General features: G+C 45.5%; 15 protein-coding genes and 1 tRNA gene. 2 read left to right on the plus strand and 14 right to left on the minus strand.

The features are described 5' to 3' along the window. The 10 genes from ACGHAV_RS02645 to rplK all read right to left on the minus strand — a co-directional run. Positions 1-414, minus strand: a 414-nt coding sequence (locus ACGHAV_RS02645; RefSeq protein WP_390376072.1) for a GTP-binding protein, incomplete at its 3' end; no start/stop codon positions are given. Positions 415-477: 63 nt separating this feature from the next. Then, entirely contained in the window at positions 478-2,580 is a 2,103-nt protein-coding gene (gene fusA, locus ACGHAV_RS02650) for an elongation factor G (RefSeq protein ID WP_390376075.1), read from the minus strand. A 27-nt stretch (positions 2,581-2,607) separates the two neighbouring features. Then, the gene (gene rpsG, locus ACGHAV_RS02655; protein ID WP_014951036.1) at positions 2,608-3,078 is read right to left on the minus strand and encodes a 30S ribosomal protein S7; all 471 of its coding nucleotides are present in this window, start codon (positions 3,076-3,078) and stop codon (positions 2,608-2,610) included. 75 nt (positions 3,079-3,153) lie between these two features. Continuing rightward, positions 3,154-3,528, minus strand: a complete 375-nt coding sequence (gene rpsL, locus ACGHAV_RS02660) for a 30S ribosomal protein S12 (RefSeq protein WP_014951037.1) — start codon at positions 3,526-3,528, stop codon at positions 3,154-3,156. Positions 3,529-3,838: 310 nt separating this feature from the next. Then, positions 3,839-8,011, minus strand: a complete 4,173-nt coding sequence (gene rpoC / locus ACGHAV_RS02665; RefSeq protein ID WP_390376083.1) for a DNA-directed RNA polymerase subunit beta' — start codon at positions 8,009-8,011, stop codon at positions 3,839-3,841. Positions 8,012-8,092: 81 nt separating this feature from the next. Next, positions 8,093-12,121, minus strand: coding sequence for a DNA-directed RNA polymerase subunit beta (rpoB, locus tag ACGHAV_RS02670; RefSeq protein WP_390376086.1), 4,029 nt, complete (start codon positions 12,119-12,121; stop codon positions 8,093-8,095). 326 nt (positions 12,122-12,447) lie between these two features. Then, complete coding sequence (gene rplL / locus ACGHAV_RS02675; RefSeq protein ID WP_071816179.1) at positions 12,448-12,825, minus strand: 50S ribosomal protein L7/L12; 378 nt, start codon at positions 12,823-12,825, stop codon at positions 12,448-12,450. Positions 12,826-12,882: 57 nt separating this feature from the next. Then, complete coding sequence (gene rplJ, locus ACGHAV_RS02680) at positions 12,883-13,401, minus strand: 50S ribosomal protein L10 (protein ID WP_159625694.1); 519 nt, start codon at positions 13,399-13,401, stop codon at positions 12,883-12,885. 305 nt (positions 13,402-13,706) lie between these two features. Beyond that, on the minus strand, positions 13,707-14,402 hold the full coding sequence (gene rplA, locus ACGHAV_RS02685) for a 50S ribosomal protein L1 (RefSeq protein WP_390376091.1): 696 nt from the start codon (positions 14,400-14,402) through the stop codon (positions 13,707-13,709). A 4-nt stretch (positions 14,403-14,406) separates the two neighbouring features. Continuing rightward, a complete protein-coding gene (rplK, locus tag ACGHAV_RS02690) occupies positions 14,407-14,835 on the minus strand; it encodes a 50S ribosomal protein L11 (RefSeq protein ID WP_032097749.1) in 429 nt (142 codons plus the stop codon). A 240-nt stretch (positions 14,836-15,075) separates the two neighbouring features. Here rplK and ACGHAV_RS02695 point away from each other — a divergent pair, with 240 nt between their 5' ends. Both ACGHAV_RS02695 and ACGHAV_RS02700 read left to right on the plus strand, forming a co-directional pair. Beyond that, complete coding sequence (locus tag ACGHAV_RS02695; RefSeq protein ID WP_390376095.1) at positions 15,076-15,291, plus strand: bacteriocin; 216 nt, start codon at positions 15,076-15,078, stop codon at positions 15,289-15,291. Next, positions 15,281-15,526 carry a Blp family class II bacteriocin gene (locus tag ACGHAV_RS02700; RefSeq protein WP_390376098.1) on the plus strand — a complete coding sequence of 82 codons (246 nt, stop codon included), beginning with the start codon at positions 15,281-15,283 and terminating at the stop codon, positions 15,524-15,526. The genes ACGHAV_RS02695 and ACGHAV_RS02700 overlap by 11 nt, the downstream gene beginning before the upstream one ends. A gap of 638 nt (positions 15,527-16,164) precedes the next feature. On the opposite strand, the gene nusG is transcribed toward ACGHAV_RS02700, so the two are convergent. From nusG to ACGHAV_RS02720, 4 genes are all read right to left on the minus strand, one after another. Continuing rightward, complete coding sequence (gene nusG / locus ACGHAV_RS02705) at positions 16,165-16,716, minus strand: transcription termination/antitermination protein NusG (protein ID WP_390376101.1); 552 nt, start codon at positions 16,714-16,716, stop codon at positions 16,165-16,167. A gap of 4 nt (positions 16,717-16,720) precedes the next feature. Continuing rightward, on the minus strand, positions 16,721-17,098 hold the full coding sequence (gene secE, locus ACGHAV_RS02710; RefSeq protein ID WP_390376104.1) for a preprotein translocase subunit SecE: 378 nt from the start codon (positions 17,096-17,098) through the stop codon (positions 16,721-16,723). Between the two features lie 79 nt (positions 17,099-17,177). Next, positions 17,178-17,254 (minus strand) — tRNA-Trp (locus ACGHAV_RS02715). A 187-nt stretch (positions 17,255-17,441) separates the two neighbouring features. Beyond that, positions 17,442-19,283 (minus strand): ABC transporter ATP-binding protein, encoded by a 1,842-nt coding sequence (locus ACGHAV_RS02720; RefSeq protein WP_390376107.1) that lies wholly within the window; start codon positions 19,281-19,283, stop codon positions 17,442-17,444. Between the last annotated feature and the right edge of the window lie 122 nt (positions 19,284-19,405).

Below are 19,405 nucleotides of genomic sequence, written 5' to 3' on the forward strand. Positions count from 1 at the left end.
ACACTTGTTCATGAATACGATGATGTAAGGAATACCAACCTGACGACCAAGTAGGATGTGCTCACGAGTCTGTGGCATAGGACCATCAGTCGCAGCTACTACTAGGATACCACCGTCCATCTGAGCAGCACCAGTGATCATGTTTTTAACGTAATCAGCGTGTCCTGGGCAGTCTACGTGTGCGTAGTGACGAGTAGGAGTATCGTATTCTACGTGCGAAGTAGAGATGGTGATACCACGTGCTTTTTCTTCAGGAGCGTTATCGATTTGATCGAATGCCTGTGCGTTACCACCGTAAGTCTTAGAAAGAACTGTAGTGATTGCTGCAGTTAGGGTAGTTTTACCGTGGTCAACGTGGCCGATTGTACCCACGTTTACGTGGGGTTTCGTACGTTCAAACTTTTCTTTTGCCATTTTTCTCGTTTCCTAAGTTAAAAGTCCGACCCACAAATAGACCGGACCGAACCTTCATTTAGATTAAATTCTAGATTCAATAATAGCCTGCGCCACATTGTTAGGCGCCTCAGAATAATTGAAGAACTCCATAGAGTATGAAGCACGACCTTGTGTTTGTGAACGCAAATCAGTTGCGTACCCAAACATTTCTGAAAGCGGCACTTTTGCACGTATTATTTTAACACCTGCTACGCCATCTTCCATACCTTCGATCATGCCGCGACGTCGATTAAGATCACCTACAACGTCACCCATCCAATCTTCTGGAGTAGTCACTTCAACTTTCATTGTGGGTTCAAGTAACACCGGATTTGCTTCTGCGGCGCCTTTTTTGAAACCCATAGAGCCGGCGATCTTAAACGCCATTTCAGAAGAGTCAACATCGTGGTATGAACCGTCGAACAAAGTAACCTTTACATCAAGTACCGGATACCCTGCAAGAACACCACTTCGCATCTGCTCCTGAATTCCTTTATCGACCGCTGGAATGAACTCTTTTGGAACCACACCACCGACGATTTCGTTCATAAACTCGTAGCCAGCCCCTTCTTCTTGAGGCTCAATGCGTAACCATACATGACCAAACTGGCCGCGGCCGCCTGACTGACGAACGAACTTCCCTTCAACTTCGACAGATTTACGAAGGGTTTCGCGATAAGCAACCTGAGGGTTACCTACGTTACATTCAACTTTGAACTCACGCTTCATGCGGTCGACAATGATATCAAGGTGAAGTTCACCCATACCAGAGATGATTGTTTGGCCTGTTTCATCGTCAGTTTTCACTTTAAACGACGGATCTTCTGCCGCAAGCTTACCTAGGGCAATACCCATTTTCTCTTGGTCAGCTTGTGACTTGGGCTCAACCGCAATTGAAATTACCGGCTCTGGGAATTCCATACGCTCAAGTGTGATTACATGATTAGGATCACACAACGTATCACCGGTGGTAACATCTTTTAAGCCTATAGCGGCAGCAATGTCACCTGCGCGTACTTCTTTGATTTCTTCGCGGTCTTTAGCGTGCATTTGCACGATACGACCGAAACGTTCACGCTTGCCTTTTACGGGGTTGTATACCGTATCACCCGTATTTACTACACCAGAGTAGCAGCGGAAGAATGTAAGCGTACCCACGAATGGGTCGGTCGCAATTTTAAATGCTAGAGCTGCAAATGGCTCGTCGTCGCTTGAATGACGCTCAGCTTCGGTCTCGTCTTTATCGTCAAGCACACCTGTAATGGCCTTAACTTCAGTAGGAGATGGAAGGTATTGAATAACAGCGTCTAGTACAGCCTGAACACCTTTGTTTTTGAAGGCGCTGCCACACGTGGCAAGAACAATTTCGTTGTTCAGGGTACGCTGACGAAGACCTGAACGGATTTCTTCCTCGGTTAGCTCTTCGCCTTCCAAGTACTTGTCCATTAGCTCGTCTGATGCTTCAGCAGCCGCTTCGATCATTTCGGTACGGTACTGCTCAGCAGTATCTAAATATTCAGCCGGAATGTCTTCATAGGTAAATGTCATACCCATGTCGTCTTCATTCCAGTTGATGGCTTTCATCTTCACAAGGTCGATGACGCCGTGGAAATTCTCTTCAGCGCCCATGTTGATTTGAATCGGAACACAGTTTGCGCCTAAACGCTTGCGGATTTGACCCACAACACGTTCAAAATCAGCGCCAGCCCGGTCCATCTTATTAACGAACACTAGGCGTGGCACTTGATATTTGTCAGCCTGTCGCCAGACTGTCTCTGATTGAGGTTCTACCCCAGAAGACCCACAGAAAACAACCACTGCACCGTCTAGTACACGCAATGAACGCTCTACTTCGATAGTAAAGTCAACGTGTCCAGGGGTGTCGATAATGTTGATTCTGTGTTGATCGAACTGTTGCTCCATACCAGACCAGAAACAAGTCGTTGCAGCAGACGTGATAGTAATACCACGCTCCTGCTCTTGCTCCATCCAGTCCATGGTAGCAGCACCATCGTGCACTTCACCGATTTTGTGAGACAGTCCTGTATAAAACAGAACACGCTCTGTGGTCGTGGTTTTACCCGCGTCCACGTGAGCCACAATACCAATATTGCGATAACGCTCAATCGAGGTCTTACGAGGCATAAATCTCTCTCAGTTAAATAACGTTGATTACCAACGGTAGTGAGCAAACGCTTTGTTTGCTTCGGCCATACGGTGAACGTCTTCACGTTTCTTAACCGCTGAACCTTTGTTATCTGCTGCGTCTAGCATTTCAGCCGCTAGGCGTTGTGCCATAGACTTTTCGCCACGTTTACGTGCAGCTTCAACCATCCAACGCATACCTAGCGCGTTACGACGAACTGGACGTACTTCAACTGGAACCTGATAAGTTGAACCACCAACACGACGAGACTTAACCTCTACTGTTGGGCGGATGTTATCAAGCGCTTCCTCGAAGATATCTAGGTGTGCTTTGCCGGTTTTTTCAGCAACAATATCAAGCGCACCGTAAACGATTTTTTCAGCGACTGACTTTTTGCCGTCGAGCATTACGACATTCATGAATTTCGCAAGCAGTTGTGAACCAAATTTTGGCTCTGGTAGGATTTTACGTTGACCTACGACTCTTCTTCTTGGCATTTTCTATTCTCCGTATGAATTCAGGGAAAACCCAAAACTCTAAAACTTCAGTTTGGCCTTACTAACGGAGAACCGTTAAGACTTAGGCTTCTTCGCGCCGTACTTAGAACGGGCTTGTTTACGATCGTTTACACCTGCGCAGTCAAGAGTACCGCGAACTGTGTGATAACGAACACCTGGTAGATCTTTAACACGACCACCACGGATAAGAACTACACTGTGCTCTTGTAGGTTGTGACCTTCACCACCGATATATGAAGAAACTTCAAAACCGTTAGTTAGACGTACACGACATACTTTACGTAGTGCAGAGTTTGGTTTCTTAGGCGTAGTAGTATATACACGAGTACATACACCACGTCTTTGTGGACAAGCTTGTAGAGCAGCTACGTTGCTTTTTTCAACGGGCTTTCTACGCGGCTTGCGCACTAACTGGTTAACTGTTGCCATTAACTAGCTCCTGATTAAAAACTACGAAAACCCAATCACTATGATTGGGTCCTATACTTGCGACTTTTTAACATTGTCGCCCTGTTGTTGTGAACATTGTGCTCGTCAACATTCACTAGGCGCTAATACAAAAAACCGCGACCGTTTCTAGTGCCAAATTTAGGCTATCAAAAATCGGGTCGCGGAATATTAATGATCATCGCCCTGACTGTCAAGGTGTACAAAGGTTAAGCAGAAAGTTTTCATGCTTTTTGTACGCCTGACATGCCAATTTGTTAGGAGCACGTTAACGCGCTCCCATGATCATGCCTTATTCGGCAGTATCTTCGTCTGCACCTGCATTAAGCGCTTCGGTTAGTGCCTGTTCTGCTTCAGCAGCAGATACTGACATCTCTTCGATTTGCTCTTTGCGTTTTTGTGCACGGCGCTCGTGGTAAGCGAAACCTGTACCCGCTGGAATTAGACGACCAACGATTACGTTTTCTTTCAGACCGCGTAGGTCATCTTCTTTACCTTGAACCGCAGCTTCAGTTAGAACACGTGTTGTTTCTTGGAACGATGCCGCTGAGATAAATGACTCAGTAGACAGTGACGCTTTAGTGATACCAAGCAGCTGTGTTTCGTACTGCGCTGGAATCTTGCCGTGTTTTTCAATTTCACGGTTAGCCACTTTCACGTTCGATACTTCAACCTGTTCGCCTTCAAGGAACTGCGTATCGCCTGGGTTAGTGATAATACACTTACGTAGCATCTGACGGATAACTACTTCGATGTGCTTATCGTTAATCTTAACACCCTGTAGACGGTATACTTCCTGAACTTCGTTCACGATGTAGTTTGCTACTGCTGAGATACCACGTAGACGTAAGATATCGTGCGGAGACTCTGGACCATCAGCGATAACTTCGCCTTTTTCCACTTTCTCACCTTCGAACACGTTAAGCTGACGCCACTTAGGAATCATCTCTTCGTATGCATCACCTTCAGCAGGTGTAATTACAAGACGCTTCTTACCTTTGGTCTCTTTACCGAAGCCGATAGTACCTGAGATTTCTGCAAGAATTGCAGGCTCTTTAGGCTTACGTGCTTCAAATAGGTCCGCAACGCGCGGTAGACCACCTGTGATATCACGAGTCTTCGAGCTTTCCTGAGGAATACGTGCTAGCACGTCACCTTCGTTAGCCACTTTGCCTTCTTTCGCTTCGATGGTTGTGAAGCTTGGAAGACGAATTTCTTGAAGACCGAATTCGTCGCTTTCAAGAATTAGCTTAGGCTCTTTAGAGTTTACTTTCGCAAGGTCTTTAACAACGATACGGGTAAGACCAGTAAGCTCGTCTTGCTGCATTTCGGTATTTGAGTCATCAATGTCTGCGAAGCTAATCTTAGCTGCACGTTCAGTGATGATTGGGTGACTATGCGGATCCCAGTTAGCAACAACGTCGCCAGCTGCAATAGTTGCACCGTCATCCACGCTAAGTACAGCACCGTAAGGTACTTTATAGCGCTCTTTCTCTCGGCCTTGCTCGTCGATAACAGTAAGTTCTGTTGAACGAGAAACGATAACCACTTTGCCGTCAGAGTTACGTACGAATTTCGCATTGTGTAGCTTAAGGCTACCCGCTGTCTTAACTTGTACGCTGTTCTCAGCAGATGCTCTTGATGCCGCACCACCGATGTGGAACGTACGCATGGTAAGCTGTGTACCTGGCTCACCGATTGACTGTGCTGCAATAACACCAACCGATTCACCGCTACCCACCATGTGACCACGTGCAAGGTCACGACCGTAACACTTAGCACAAACACCGAAGTCGTTGTCACAAGTGATTACCGAGCGAACCATGATTTGGTCAACTGAGTTAGCTTCAAGCATGTCTACTAACGCTTCGTCTAGAAGAACGTTACGCTCTACGAGTACTTCGTTAGTACCTGGCTTAAGTACATCTTCTGCTACCACACGACCTAGTACACGCTCGCGTAGTGGCTCAACAACGTCACCACCTTCGATTAGTGGTGTCATTTGAACACCTTCGAATGTGCCACAGTCGTCGTTAGTGATTACCAAGTCTTGTGCAACGTCTACTAGACGACGCGTTAGGTAACCCGAGTTAGCTGTCTTAAGTGCGGTATCCGCAAGACCTTTACGAGCACCGTGAGTTGAGATGAAGTACTGTAGTACGTTCAGACCTTCACGGAAGTTCGCCGTAATTGGGGTTTCGATGATTGAGCCATCTGGCTTAGCCATCAGACCACGCATACCAGCTAGCTGACGAATCTGAGCGGCACTACCACGAGCACCCGAGTCGGCCATCATGTAAACAGAGTTAAATGATGATTGCTCTTCTTCTTCGCCATCGCGGTTAATTACGATGTCAGTCTTAAGGTTATCCATCATGGCCTTAGCAACTTTTTCGTTGGCATTTGACCAGATATCGATAACTTTGTTGTAACGCTCACCCGCGGTAACAAGACCGTTTTGGAACTGTTCCTGAATTTCAATAACTTCTGCTTCTGCAGCTTCGATAATGTCTTTCTTAGCAGCAGGGATAACCATATCGTCGATACCAACAGACGCACCCGCGATCATCGCGTAGTGGAAACCGGTATACATGATTTGGTCAGCAGCAATTACTGTGTCTTTCAGACCTAGCGTACGGTAACAAGCATTCAATAGTTTTGAAATTTGCTTCTTGCCCATCGCTTGGTTGATGATTTCAAACGGCAGACCCTTTGGAAGGATCAATGAGAAAATTGCACGACCAACAGTAGTGTCTGTCAGTGTTACTTTCTCAGTTTTGTTGCCATCTTCATCGATGTCATATTCAGTAATACGTACTTTAACGCGTGAGTGAAGCTCAGCATTACCTGTACGGTATGCTTTTTCTGCTTCATTCGGGCTGGTGAATACCATGCCTTCGCCTAAGCCGTTTACTTTGTCACGCGTTAGGTAGTAAAGACCCAATACAACGTCCTGTGAAGGTACGATAATAGGCTCACCATTCGCAGGTGACAGAATGTTGTTCGTCGACATCATAAGTGCACGTGCTTCTAGCTGTGCTTCGATTGTCAACGGAACGTGTACCGCCATTTGGTCACCATCGAAGTCGGCGTTGTACGCCGCACACACTAGCGGATGAAGCTGAATCGCTTTACCTTCGATTAGTGTTGGTTCGAATGCTTGGATACCCAAACGGTGAAGTGTAGGTGCACGGTTAAGTAGTACCGGGTGTTCACGGATAACGTCGTCTAGTACGTCCCAAACCTCTGGTGCTTCGCGCTCTACTAGCTTCTTAGCAGCTTTAATTGTTGTCGCAAGACCACGTGCTTCAAGCTTACCGTAGATAAACGGCTTAAATAGCTCAAGTGCCATCTTCTTAGGAAGACCACACTGGTGAAGACGTAGCGTAGGACCAACTGTAATTACAGAACGGCCTGAGTAGTCAACACGCTTACCAAGAAGGTTTTGACGGAAACGACCTTGCTTACCTTTAATCATGTCTGCAAGCGACTTAAGTGGACGCTTGTTAGAACCGGTAATCGCACGACCACGACGTCCGTTATCTAGAAGCGCATCTACAGACTCTTGAAGCATACGCTTTTCGTTGCGTACGATAATGTCTGGAGCAGCTAGGTCTAGAAGACGCTTAAGACGGTTGTTACGGTTAATTACACGACGGTAAAGGTCGTTCAGGTCAGACGTTGCAAAACGGCCGCCATCTAGTGGTACTAGAGGACGTAGGTCTGGTGGAAGTACCGGAAGTACCGTCATGATCATCCACTCTGGCTTGTTACCAGACTGTTGGAATGACTCAAGCAACTTAAGACGCTTAGTAATTTTCTTACGCTTAGTTTCAGAGTTGATTGAAGGCAGCTCTTCACGCATAGCCGCAACATCTGCGTCTACGTCTAGTGCTGTAAGAAGATCGAATACTGCTTCAGCACCCATCTTAGCTTCAAACTCATCACCGTGCTCTTCAAGTGCATCCAAGTACTCTTCTTCGTTAAGAAGTTGGCTGCGCTCAAGCGTAGTCATACCTGGCTCTGTAACCACGTATGATTCGAAGTAAAGTACACGTTCAATATCACGAAGTGTCATATCAAGCATTAGGCCGATACGAGACGGAAGTGATTTAAGGAACCAAATGTGTGCAACCGGGCTTGCTAGCTCGATGTGACCCATACGCTCACGACGTACTTTAGTCAGTGTAACTTCAACGCCACACTTCTCACAGATAACACCACGGTGCTTAAGGCGCTTGTACTTACCGCAAAGACACTCATAGTCTTTAACCGGACCAAAAATACGCGCACAGAACAGACCGTCACGCTCAGGCTTGAACGTACGGTAGTTAATTGTTTCAGGCTTTTTAACTTCACCAAATGACCATGAACGGATCATGTCAGGTGAAGACAGACCGATTCGAATATTATCGAATTCTTCAGTCTTGTTTTGTTGCTTTAGAAACTTTAATAAGTCTTTCACATTACTCTCCCAGCGGAGTCAGTCTCTAGAGCCCGGCGCAAGCACCGGGCCATCTCATAACATTACGCGGCGATTGCCGTATTACTTTTCTTCAAGCTCGATGTTGATACCCAACGAGCGAATTTCTTTAAGTAGTACGTTGAATGACTCTGGCATGCCAGGCTCCATTCTGTGGTCGCCATCGACGATGTTCTTGTACATCTTGGTACGGCCGTTAACGTCATCTGACTTAACAGTAAGCATTTCCTGAAGGGTATATGCTGCACCGTATGCTTCAAGTGCCCACACTTCCATCTCACCGAAGCGCTGACCACCGAACTGTGCTTTACCACCAAGAGGCTGCTGTGTAACAAGGCTGTAAGAACCAGTAGAACGCGCGTGCATCTTGTCGTCTACTAAGTGGTTCAGTTTCAGCATGTACATGTAACCAACCGTAACTGGACGCTCAAACTCGCGACCTGTACGACCGTCGAACAATGAAATCTGACCGCTTTCTGGAATATCAGCAAGCTTCAGCATTTCTTTGATTTCAGATTCACGTGCACCGTCGAATACAGGCGTTGCTACTGGAACACCCTTACGAAGGTTTTCAGCTAGACGACGTACTTCGTGGTCTGTGAAGCTATCGATGTCAACTTCTTGGTGATTCTCACCAAGCTCGTACACCTTTTTCAAGAACTCACGTAGTTCAGCCAGCTCACGCTGCTCTTTAATCATGCGATCAATCTTCACACCAAGACCGTGTGCAGCCATACCCAAGTGCGTTTCTAGGATCTGACCGATGTTCATACGAGACGGTACACCTAGTGGGTTAAGAACGATATCTACAGGCGTACCGTCAGCATCGTATGGCATGTCTTCTACAGGCTGGATAGTCGAGATAACACCTTTGTTACCGTGACGACCGGCCATCTTGTCACCAGGTTGGATGTGACGTTTAACCGCAAGGTAAACCTTAACGATCTTAAGTACGCCAGGTGCTAGGTCATCGCCTTGAGTGATCTTACGACGCTTAGTTTCAAACTTCTTATCGAAATCAAGTTTGATTTCAGCGTGTTGATCAGCAATTTGGTCTAGCTCTAGCTGTGCATCTTCGCTGTTAAGTGCAATTTCAAACCACTTTTCACGCGGAAGGCTGTCAAGCTTAGCTTGGTCAACACCAGCACGTAGAAGTGCAGTTTGAGCACGGGCAAAGATACCGTCTGCAAGAATTTCAAACTCGTCAGTAAGGTCTTTCTTAACCTGACGTAGCTGCATGTCTTCAATCTCTAGCGCACGCTTATCTTTCTCTACACCATCACGGGTAAATACTTGAACGTCGATTACGGTACCGTGAACAGAGTTAGGTACACGTAGAGACGTATCTTTAACGTCAGACGCTTTTTCACCGAAGATTGCACGTAGTAGCTTTTCTTCTGGCGTAAGCTGAGTTTCACCCTTAGGCGTTACTTTACCTACAAGGATGTCACCGCCTTTCACTTCCGCACCAATGTAAACAACACCTGATTCATCAAGCTTGCTTAGTGCAGATTCACCCACGTTCGGGATATCAGAAGAAATTTCTTCTGGCCCAAGCTTGGTATCACGAGCGATACAGCTAAGCTCTTGAATGTGGATAGTAGTGAAACGGTCTTCCTGCGCTACACGCTCAGAAATAAGGATTGAATCCTCAAAGTTGTAACCATTCCAAGGCATGAATGCGATACGCATGTTCTGACCTAGTGCAAGGTCACCTAGATCTGTTGAAGGACCGTCAGCTAGCACGTCACCAGTAACAATCGGGTCGCCAACACTACAGGTAGGCTTCTGATTGATACATGTGTTTTGGTTTGAACGCGTGTATTTAGTCAGGTTGTAGATATCAATACCTGCTTCACCTGGAAGCATTTCGTCTTCGTCTACTTTAATAACGATACGGCTGGCATCAACGTAATCAACCACACCACCGCGCTTAGCAACTACAGTAACACCTGAGTCAACCGCGATAGTTCTTTCCATACCGGTACCAACTAGCGGCTTATCAGCGCGTAGTGTTGGTACTGCCTGACGTTGCATGTTCGCACCCATTAGTGCACGGTTCGCATCATCGTGCTCTAGGAATGGGATAATACTTGCAGCAATTGAAACGATTTGCTGAGGTGAAACGTCCATGTATTTAATGTCTTCTTTAGGCATCAAGGTAGTTTCACCGCGGTGACGACATGGAATTAGGTCGTCTACCAACTCGCCTGCTTCAGTTAACGCGATGTTAGCCTGAGCGATTGCGAATTGACCTTCTTCAATTGCAGATAAGTAATCGATTTCGTCAGTTACCACACCGTCTACGATGCGACGGAACGGCGTTTCTAGGAAACCGAAGTCATTGGTACGCGCGAAGCTTGCCAATGAGTTAATTAGACCGATGTTCGGGCCTTCCGGCGTTTCGATTGGACATAAACGACCGTAGTGAGTCGGGTGTACGTCTCGAACTTCGAAGCCTGCACGTTCACGTGTAAGACCACCCGGGCCTAATGCAGAAATACGACGCTTATGCGTTACTTCTGATAGCGGGTTGTTTTGGTCCATGAACTGAGAAAGCTGTGATGAACCGAAGAACTCTTTAACCGCTGCCGAGATAGGCTTAGCGTTAATAAGATCTTGTGGCATTACGTTGTCTAGGTCGCCTAAGCTTAGACGCTCTTTAACTGCACGTTCTACACGTACAAGACCAACGCGGAACTGGTTCTCTGCCATTTCACCAACAGAACGGATACGACGGTTACCTAGGTGATCGATATCATCTACTTCGTCTTTACCGTCACGAATCATTATTAGCTGCTTCATAACAGAAATAATGTCGTCTTTGTCTAGTGTACCTGAACCGATTAGCTCTTCACGGCCTAGACGGCGGTTGAACTTCATACGACCAACTGAAGATAGGTCGTAGCGCTCATCAGAGAAGAACAAATTATCGAATAGCGTTTCGGCTGCGTCTTTTGTTGGTGGCTCACCAGGACGCATCATACGATAGATTTCAACTAGCGCTTCTAGGCGGTTAGTTGAAGAGTCGATACGTAGTGTATCTGAGATGTATGAACCGTGATCTAGCTCGTTGATGTAAAGCGTTTCGAATTCTTTGATACCCGCTTGGCTTAGCGCCGCTAGGTTTTCAAGTGTTAGTTCTTCGTTCGCACTTACAATTACTTCGCCTGTGTCTTCGTTTACGTAGGTTGCTGCATAAACACGGCCAATTAGGTAATCGGCTGGCACTTCAAGCTCAGTAAGACCGGCTTTTTCAAGTGCACGTGTATGACGCGCAGAAATACGACGACCAGTTTCAACAACAACGTTGCCTTCACCGTCGATGATATCAAAAGCAGCCGTTTCACCACGTAGGCGGTCTGGCACGATTTCCATCATCAATTTGTCTTTATTTATACGAATCGCTACTTTGTCGAAGAAGGTATCTAGGATTTCTTCAGACGACATTTCAAGCGCGCGTAAGATAATAGTTGCAGGCAACTTACGACGACGGTCGATACGTACGAATAGGTTATCTTTCGGGTCAAACTCGAAGTCTAACCACGAACCACGGTAAGGAATTACACGTGCGTTATAAAGCACTTTACCTGACGAGTGGGTTTTACCTTTGTCGTGATCAAAGAATACACCAGGTGAACGGTGTAGCTGTGACACGATAACACGCTCAGTACCATTGATAACGAACGTACCGTTCTCAGTCATCAATGGGATCTCGCCCATGTACACTTCTTGTTCTTTAATATCTTTTACTGTACCTGGCGCAGCGTCTTTATCGAACAACACTAACCGTAGTTTTACTCTTAACGGAGCAGAGAATGTGACGCCACGAATTTGACATTCTTTAACGTCGAATACCGGCTCTCCCAGGCGATAGCTTACATACTGAAGCTCTGAGCTACCTGAGTAGCTTTTAATTGGAAAAACGGAACGAAATGCTGCTTCCAAACCGTATTGAGCATCTGCGTCGATCTCAATAAACTTTTTGAAAGAATCAAGCTGAATTGAAAGAAGGTATGGAATTTCCAATACCTGTGGGCGTTTGCCAAAATCCTTACGGATACGTTTCTTTTCGCTATAAGAGTAAACCATGGGTTCCTCAGCCTGCTGATTTTTGACCCAACCTGCTGCTAAATGCTTTAAAACGCGTGCTATGGGCTAAAAGCTACGTTCTAAATGGCGCAATAAGCAACAAACTTCCACAACCCTTTTTCGGGCAGATACACCAGCATACAACAAAATTTAACCAATTATTAGTTAACTTGTTGGATTTTTATGCTTTTTATGGGTATGTCCGAATGGCGCTTTTATGTAGTGTAGACAAGGGTTAAATTCTACACACTATACAGCGCAAAAAGGCTGGTGGTTTAAAAAACCACCAGCCTTGCCGTCTCAGGCAATAATTTGACTATGTCAAATTACTTGATTTCTACTTCTGCACCAGCTTCTTCAAGCTCTTTCTTAAGTGCTTCAGCTTCATCTTTGCTTACGCCTTCTTTGATAGCTTTAGGAGCAGACTCAACTACTTCTTTAGCTTCTTTAAGACCTAGGCCAGTCGCGCCGCGAACTGCTTTGATAACTGCAACTTTGTTGCCACCGAATGAAGTCATTACAACGTCGAATTCAGTCTTCTCTTCAGCTGCACCAGCGTCGCCGCCAGCAGCTGGACCAGCAACAGCAACAGCAGCTGCAGCAGATACGTTGAATTTCTCTTCAGCCGCTTCAATTAGTTCTACCAGTTCCATTACCGGCATTTCAGCGATTGCGTTTAAGATATCTTCTTTAGTTAGAGCCATTTTCTCTAAACTCCTGGGTATAAAATGTTAAAAAAATCAATATGCCAAAAACGCCAATTACTTGGTGTCTTTGACCGCCGCCAATACGCGCACAAACTTGCCAGGAACTTCGTTGATTGTTTGAACGAATTTCCCAACTGGTGCTTTGAAGGTTGCAAGTAGTTTCGCAAGCGCTTCGTCGCGGGTAGGTAGTGCTGCAACTGCGTCCAATTTCTCTGGACCAAGAAGACCGCTACCAATTGAAAGTGCAGTAACTTTAAGCTTATCGTTAGTCTTACCGAAGTCTTTGAAAAGACGTGCCGCACCGCCTGGTGCGTCGATAGAGAAACCATAGATAAGCGGACCAGTTAAGGCGCTGTCTAAGTCTGCAAATTGACTGTCTGCTAGAGCACGTTTTGCAAGAGTGTTACGTACAACCTTTAGGTATACGCCTTGCTCACGAGCTTTAACACGTAGTTCAGTCAGTTCACCAACTTCCATCCCACGGTATTCAGCAACGGCTACGGATAGAGCGCGAGACGCAACATCAGAAATTTCTGCTACGATCTCTTTTTTTGCTGCTAAACCTAGTGCCACTGAGTTCACCTCTTTGTATCTGACTTTGTTTGTAGTTATCTACATACGCCATCAGGGTTCACAGATTGATACCAATCCTCATGATTGATACCGCTCTACGGTGTTTGTTACCCCAGAGAGTCTGAGTCAAACCACCGTCTGCGCAGGTTGTTGTATTAAGCAGTATGTTGATTGTGAAAGTTCTCTTACCTCTTTCACCACACCGCACCTGCGGTCTAGGACGGGAGCTGCTTATTAGCACTGCTAAATGAACAGCTCCAACCCATAACCTTTAAGAGATTCCATCGAGCTTTCGCCCAAAGGAATTAAAGACCTACAGAAGCCTTATCAAGAGCAACACCAGCACCCATCGTAGTGCTTAGGCTGATCTTCTTGATGTATGTACCTTTAGCAGAAGAAGGCTTAGCTTTCTTCAATGCTTCAAGTAGCGCTTCAAGGTTTTCTTGAATCTGGTTCGCTTCGAACGCAATCTTACCGATGCTAGCGTGGATGATACCGTTCTTATCGTTACGGTAGCGTACCTGACCAGCTTTCGCGTTCTTAACTGCTGTTGCAACGTCAGGCGTTACAGTACCAGTTTTAGGGTTAGGCATTAGGCCGCGTGGACCTAAGATTTGACCTAGTTGACCAACAACACGCATCGCGTCTGGGCTAGCAACTACTACGTCAAAGTTCATTTCGCCTTTCTTAACTTGCTCAGCTAGGTCGTCCATACCAACGATGTCTGCACCAGCTTCTTTAGCAGCTTCAGCATTTGCACCTTGAGTGAATACTGCAACGCGAACGTCTTTACCAGTACCGTTAGGTAGTACAGTTGCACCACGAACGTTTTGGTCAGATTTCTTCGCATCGATACCAAGGTTAACTGCTACGTCAACGCTTTCTGCGAACTTAGCAGTAGCTAGTTCTTTAAGAAGCGCAACTGCTTCGTTGATTTCGTACTCTTTAGCAGAGTCAACTTTGTCGCGGATTAGGCGAGCGCGTTTAGTTAATTTAGCCATTCGATTAGTCCTCTACGTTCAAGCCCATTGAGCGAGCAGAACCCGCGATAGTGCGTACCGCTGCATCTAGGTCAGCTGCAGTAAGATCTGGCTCTTTAGTTTTAGCAATCTCTTCCAACTGAGCGCGAGTAACTTTACCCACTTTTTCAGTGTTAGGACGGCCAGAACCACTCTTGATGCCCGCTGCTTTCTTAAGCAGGTAAGACGCAGGAGGAGTCTTAGTTTCGAATGTGAAAGAACGGTCTTCGTATACAGTAATTTCTACTGGTACCGGAGCACCTTTCTCAAGGCTGTCAGTTTTCGCATTGAAAGCCTTACAGAATTCCATGATGTTTACACCGTGCTGACCTAGTGCAGGACCAACCGGTGGACTTGGGTTAGCAGCGCCAGCTGCAACCTGAAGCTTGATAATACCGCTTACTTTTTTAGCCATTTTACATGCTCTCTTGTTTGGGTCTAACGCCTCGCAAATACAGAGTTTATTTGCTCAATCAGCTTCCCGTTTCCATTTAAAAGGGCGCGCATTATATAAGGTGACCAATTACTATGCAAGGGCTAATTAGGATAAAAAACCATCTAAGGGACAGTATTTTTAAATATTCAAATAAGTAAATATTCTTAACGCGCTTAAGCGCTAATTTAAAATCAATATTTTACATTTGGAGAAAGATAAATGGAGTTACTTACCAAAGAGGAACTCAACCAAATATCTGGTGGTGATGGCTGGGATGTCGCATCAGGTGGACTCACTGGAGGTGGTGTAGGCGCCACTGGCGTTGGCATTGCTGTAGCAGTAGGTTTTACTGTAACTTTTCCTGTTGCGTTTGGTGTGATAGCTACCGGGGCAGCCTTAGGTGCAGCTTGGGAGTATTTTACAGATGATGAATAATTCGAATGTTCTTACAGAGGACCAGATCAAAGCGGTTTCCGGGGGAAATATATCGGAAGCCGCTTTTGAAGGAGCCATGGGAGGCGCTGCTACAGGTGCAGGGATTGGCGCAACCCTTGGGGGTTTTGCCGGACCAGTAGGAGCACTAATAGGCGGACTTATTGGTACTGGAGTTGGCACAATTGTAGGCACAGCAGATGCAGTGTCAGACTACAGTGATACATTGGACGAGTAAGTGAACCTGTCTCAATCAGTAAAGCTCAATATGGCATGCGCCATGTTGGGCCTTTTCACAGCATCAGCCTTTATAGATAACAATTATCCGCTTCTGATTTTAAATCAGATTGGAGTTTTATTGATCCTGTGGGTTCGTTTAATCCAACCACGACGAACAACAAGCAAAAAATACTATTTGAAATTGAGAAGGATAGTCGCACCAACTTTTATGTTCATCACAACACTCACCTGTGGATCACTCTTCAGTGACGAGTATAAATGGTACATTTTGATTTTCGCAGTAGCACTATTGGTTGGGCTATATAAATTTTTAGAGGGAAGAGAAAATACATAAATGGATAATTAGTATTGGCTACATTTCTGATATGGCTTTTAAGCTTATTGATAAGCAACCACGCACTGAAGCGCTTTTATCGAGTGAGTTTTTGGGCGTCGTGTGCAGATACAAAGCGTTTTAGCAGTTGTCACGGCCTGATAGCGCAGTATACGTTTATTTTCATTGCGATGCTGACTGCCCTATTGTTTGTTGTTTAACGTCGTTTAACTTTCCTATGTGATTCAACATACTTCACATAATGCGAATTACAGGTACAAAAAAAGACGGATAAACCGTCTTTTTTTAATTCTTCGAAAAGCTTAGCCTTTCTCTACCTGACCAAACTCTAGGTCTACTGGTGTAGAACGACCAAAGATAAGTACCGATACTTTTACGCGGCTCTTCTCGTAGTCTACTTCTTCTACTACACCATTGAAGTCTGCAAATGGACCGTCTGTAACGCGAACCACTTCACCTGGTTCAAACAGTGTTTTCGGTCTTGGCTTATCAACGTTTTCTTCAAGGCGATTTAGAATAGCGTCAGCTTCTTTCTGTGAAATAGGCATTGGACGGTCAGAGGTGCCACCAATAAAGCCAAGTACACGTGGGACGCTTTTCACTAAGTGCCAAGACTCTTCAGTCATTGCCATTTCAACTAAAACGTAACCTGGGTAGAATTTACGCTCAGACTTACGCTTCTGACCAGCACGCATTTCAACCACTTCTTCAGTAGGTACTAATACCTGACCAAATAAGTCTTCCATGTTGTGCATTTTAATGTATTCAAGCAGGGTCTTCTTAACGCGAGACTCATATTGTGAATAGGCTTGAACCACGTACCATCTTTTCTTTACTGCTTCTTCTTCAGACATACGCTTATGCTCCTATTCCAGTAATAAAGCCAACTACACGAACGATAATGCCGTCTAGTCCCCATAAAATCAGTGCCATAACCAACGTCGCTGCAAGTACGATAAGCGTAGTTTGGTTTGCTTCTTGGCGAGTCGGCCACACTACCTTACGAACTTCAGTGCGAGACTCTTTAGCAAAGCTTAAAAACGTGCTTCCCTTAAGTGTAGAAGCAGCAATAAAGCCTGAAACAGCAACTACTACAACAGCAGCGATAGCACGGTAAAGCACCGAGATCTCACCGTAAACTGTATTTGCGGTTACTAAACCGGCAAGTAGTGCAAATACCACTACCCACTTAAACATGTCCAATGAGTTGGACTGATTTTCCGTCTTTTCGCTCATGTTACGATCCTAGCACTACAGCGTCGTTGTCTTGCGCACCTAAAAGGGCGCAACTAATAAATTTGTTCATAAGTAAATTTGGCAGGGGTGGAGGGACTCGAACCCCCAACCATCGGTTTTGGAGACCGCTGTTCTACCAATTCGAACTACACCCCTGTGGTGTCTAAGTGACAAAATTTACTTACACTACCCTTGTGAATTGTGCGTCTTTTCGAAGGAAAGTGCGGTATCGCAAGGGAGGGACGCGTATTATACTTAACCACTTTCAAGATACAAGCGGTTTATCTCTTCACCTAGCAAGTAATCAGGTAGGTTTAAAATGGGTATAATACGCCCCGTCTACTTATTCAATACCTAAAAAGCCACCCGTTTGATGCGCCCATAGCTTGGCGTATATGCCATTATGCGCAATAAGCTCTGCATGGGTGCCCTGCTCTACTATTTTCCCTTTGTCTAGAACAAGTAACCTGTCCATTTGCGCTATAGTTGAGAGACGATGAGCTATAGCCATTACTGTCTTCCCTTCCATGACTTTATCTAAGCAGGTCTGAATGGCTGCTTCTACTTCTGAATCAAGGGCTGAAGTAGCTTCATCTAACACCAATACTGGTGCATCTTTTAATAGGACGCGCGCTATAGCAATACGCTGACGCTGACCGCCAGAAAGTTTCACGCCTCGTTCGCCTACATGTGCATCATAACCAGTGCGGCCATGACTATCGGTAAGTGTGAGAATAAAGTCGTGTGCTTCTGCCTGCTTCGCAGCCCTGATCATATCGTCTTCGGTAGCATCGGTACGGCCGTATAAAATATTATCTCTCACCGAGCGGTGCATCAGTGAAGTGTCTTGCGTCACCATGCTTATTTTTGCACGTAACGTCTCTTGACCAACATCGGTAATGTCTTGACCATCAATAACAATTTTACCGCTTTGTGTGTCGTAAAAACGCATAAGTAAATTCACAAGTGTAGATTTACCCGCACCTGAGCGACCCACTAACCCTACTTTTTCACCTGGTTTTATAGTCAAATCGAGCTTTTTGAAAACATCGATGGGTTTATCGTCGGCGCCAGAGTAAGAAAAATCGACTTTTTCAAAGTTAATGCCGCCGCCACTTACCTCAAGCGCATTAGCTTTGGGCTTATCTTTAACGGTGATCGGCTGCGCTAATGTATTCATACCATCTTGCACCGTTCCCAAGTTCTCGAACAAACCAGAAACTTCCCACATTACCCAATGCGACATACCGTTTAAACGCAAACATAAGCTTATGGCAATAGCGATATCACCAGGGCTTGCAATGTTTTCCATCCACAAGTACACAGATAATGCACCTACGGCAAATATCAAAATGGCATTGGCCATTTCTACACAAAATTCTAAAACAGTTACCAAGCGCATTTGGGGGTAAACCGTTTTTAGGAACCCATCCATGCTCTCTTTGGCATAATCAGCTTCGCGCCTACTGTGCGAGAAAAGCTTGACCGTGGTTATATTGGTGTAGCTGTCTACAATGCGGCCAGTCATGAGTGAGCGGGCGTCAGCTTGACGCTGAGACACGTCTTTAAGCTTGGGAACTAAGACACGCAAAATGCCGATGTAAACAAAGAACCATACAATTAATGGCATCGCTAATCGCCAGTCTGTACTGAAAATAAGCACAACCATGGAGATAAAATACACACTGATATAAACCAGCAAGTCGAGTACTTTTGTTACTGTTTCACGTACAGATAACGCGGTTTGCATAACTTTAGTAGCTACGCGCCCAGCAAATTCATCGTGGAAAAAAGTAAGGCTTTGCCCAAGCAAGTAACGATGAGCCTGCCAACGTATGCGCATGGGATAATTGCCCATTAACGACTGACGCGAAAACAGCGAACGCAGCAGAATGAATAAAGGGATGAACACCAAAACAGTGAGCCCCATACCTATAAGCGTGAACTTTTGATCGGCTAAGAAAGTCTCTCGGTTCTGCTGTGAGAACCAATCTACAAGTTGCCCAAGAAAACCAAACAGTGCTACTTCCAACATAGCAACTATAGCACTTAACACAGATACCGTTAAAATAACGCCCCACATGCCTTGGGTGTAGTATTTACAAAACGCAATTATACCCGTAGGTGGCTGAGTAGGTGGTGTATCGGGAAAGGGCTGAGTAAGCCTTTCAAAAAATGAAAACATGTAGAACTCGTCTGTTATTTGGTGGCAAACGCGTAAGTGCGTTTCGTATATCAGAATCAGTACGTAATTCTACACGATATGTTCATTGAATGTGATGACGCCAACGTACAATCTGCGAATTA

It is taken from the genome of Alteromonas sp. MTD1 (assembly GCF_042848195.1).
Taxonomy (GTDB): domain Bacteria; phylum Pseudomonadota; class Gammaproteobacteria; order Enterobacterales; family Alteromonadaceae; genus Alteromonas.

What these genes read in the sequence shown, in the direction of transcription:
- rplA (WP_390376091.1), bottom strand. Translation starts at nt 14,402, where the DNA reads ATGGCTAAATTAACTAAACGCGCTCGCCTAATCCGCGACAAAGTTGAC.
- ACGHAV_RS02720 (WP_390376107.1), bottom strand. Translation starts at nt 19,283, where the DNA reads ATGTTTTCATTTTTTGAAAGGCTTACTCAGCCCTTTCCCGATACACCA.
- secE (WP_390376104.1), bottom strand. Translation starts at nt 17,098, where the DNA reads ATGAGCGAAAAGACGGAAAATCAGTCCAACTCATTGGACATGTTTAAG.
- rplL (WP_071816179.1), bottom strand. Translation starts at nt 12,825, where the DNA reads ATGGCTCTAACTAAAGAAGATATCTTAAACGCAATCGCTGAAATGCCG.
- fusA (WP_390376075.1), bottom strand. Translation starts at nt 2,580, where the DNA reads ATGCCTCGTAAGACCTCGATTGAGCGTTATCGCAATATTGGTATTGTG.
- rpsG (WP_014951036.1), bottom strand. Translation starts at nt 3,078, where the DNA reads ATGCCAAGAAGAAGAGTCGTAGGTCAACGTAAAATCCTACCAGAGCCA.
- ACGHAV_RS02695 (WP_390376095.1), top strand. Translation starts at nt 15,076, where the DNA reads ATGGAGTTACTTACCAAAGAGGAACTCAACCAAATATCTGGTGGTGAT.
- rpsL (WP_014951037.1), bottom strand. Translation starts at nt 3,528, where the DNA reads ATGGCAACAGTTAACCAGTTAGTGCGCAAGCCGCGTAGAAAGCCCGTT.
- ACGHAV_RS02700 (WP_390376098.1), top strand. Translation starts at nt 15,281, where the DNA reads ATGATGAATAATTCGAATGTTCTTACAGAGGACCAGATCAAAGCGGTT.
- rpoB (WP_390376086.1), bottom strand. Translation starts at nt 12,121, where the DNA reads ATGGTTTACTCTTATAGCGAAAAGAAACGTATCCGTAAGGATTTTGGC.
- rplK (WP_032097749.1), bottom strand. Translation starts at nt 14,835, where the DNA reads ATGGCTAAAAAAGTAAGCGGTATTATCAAGCTTCAGGTTGCAGCTGGC.
- nusG (WP_390376101.1), bottom strand. Translation starts at nt 16,716, where the DNA reads ATGTCTGAAGAAGAAGCAGTAAAGAAAAGATGGTACGTGGTTCAAGCC.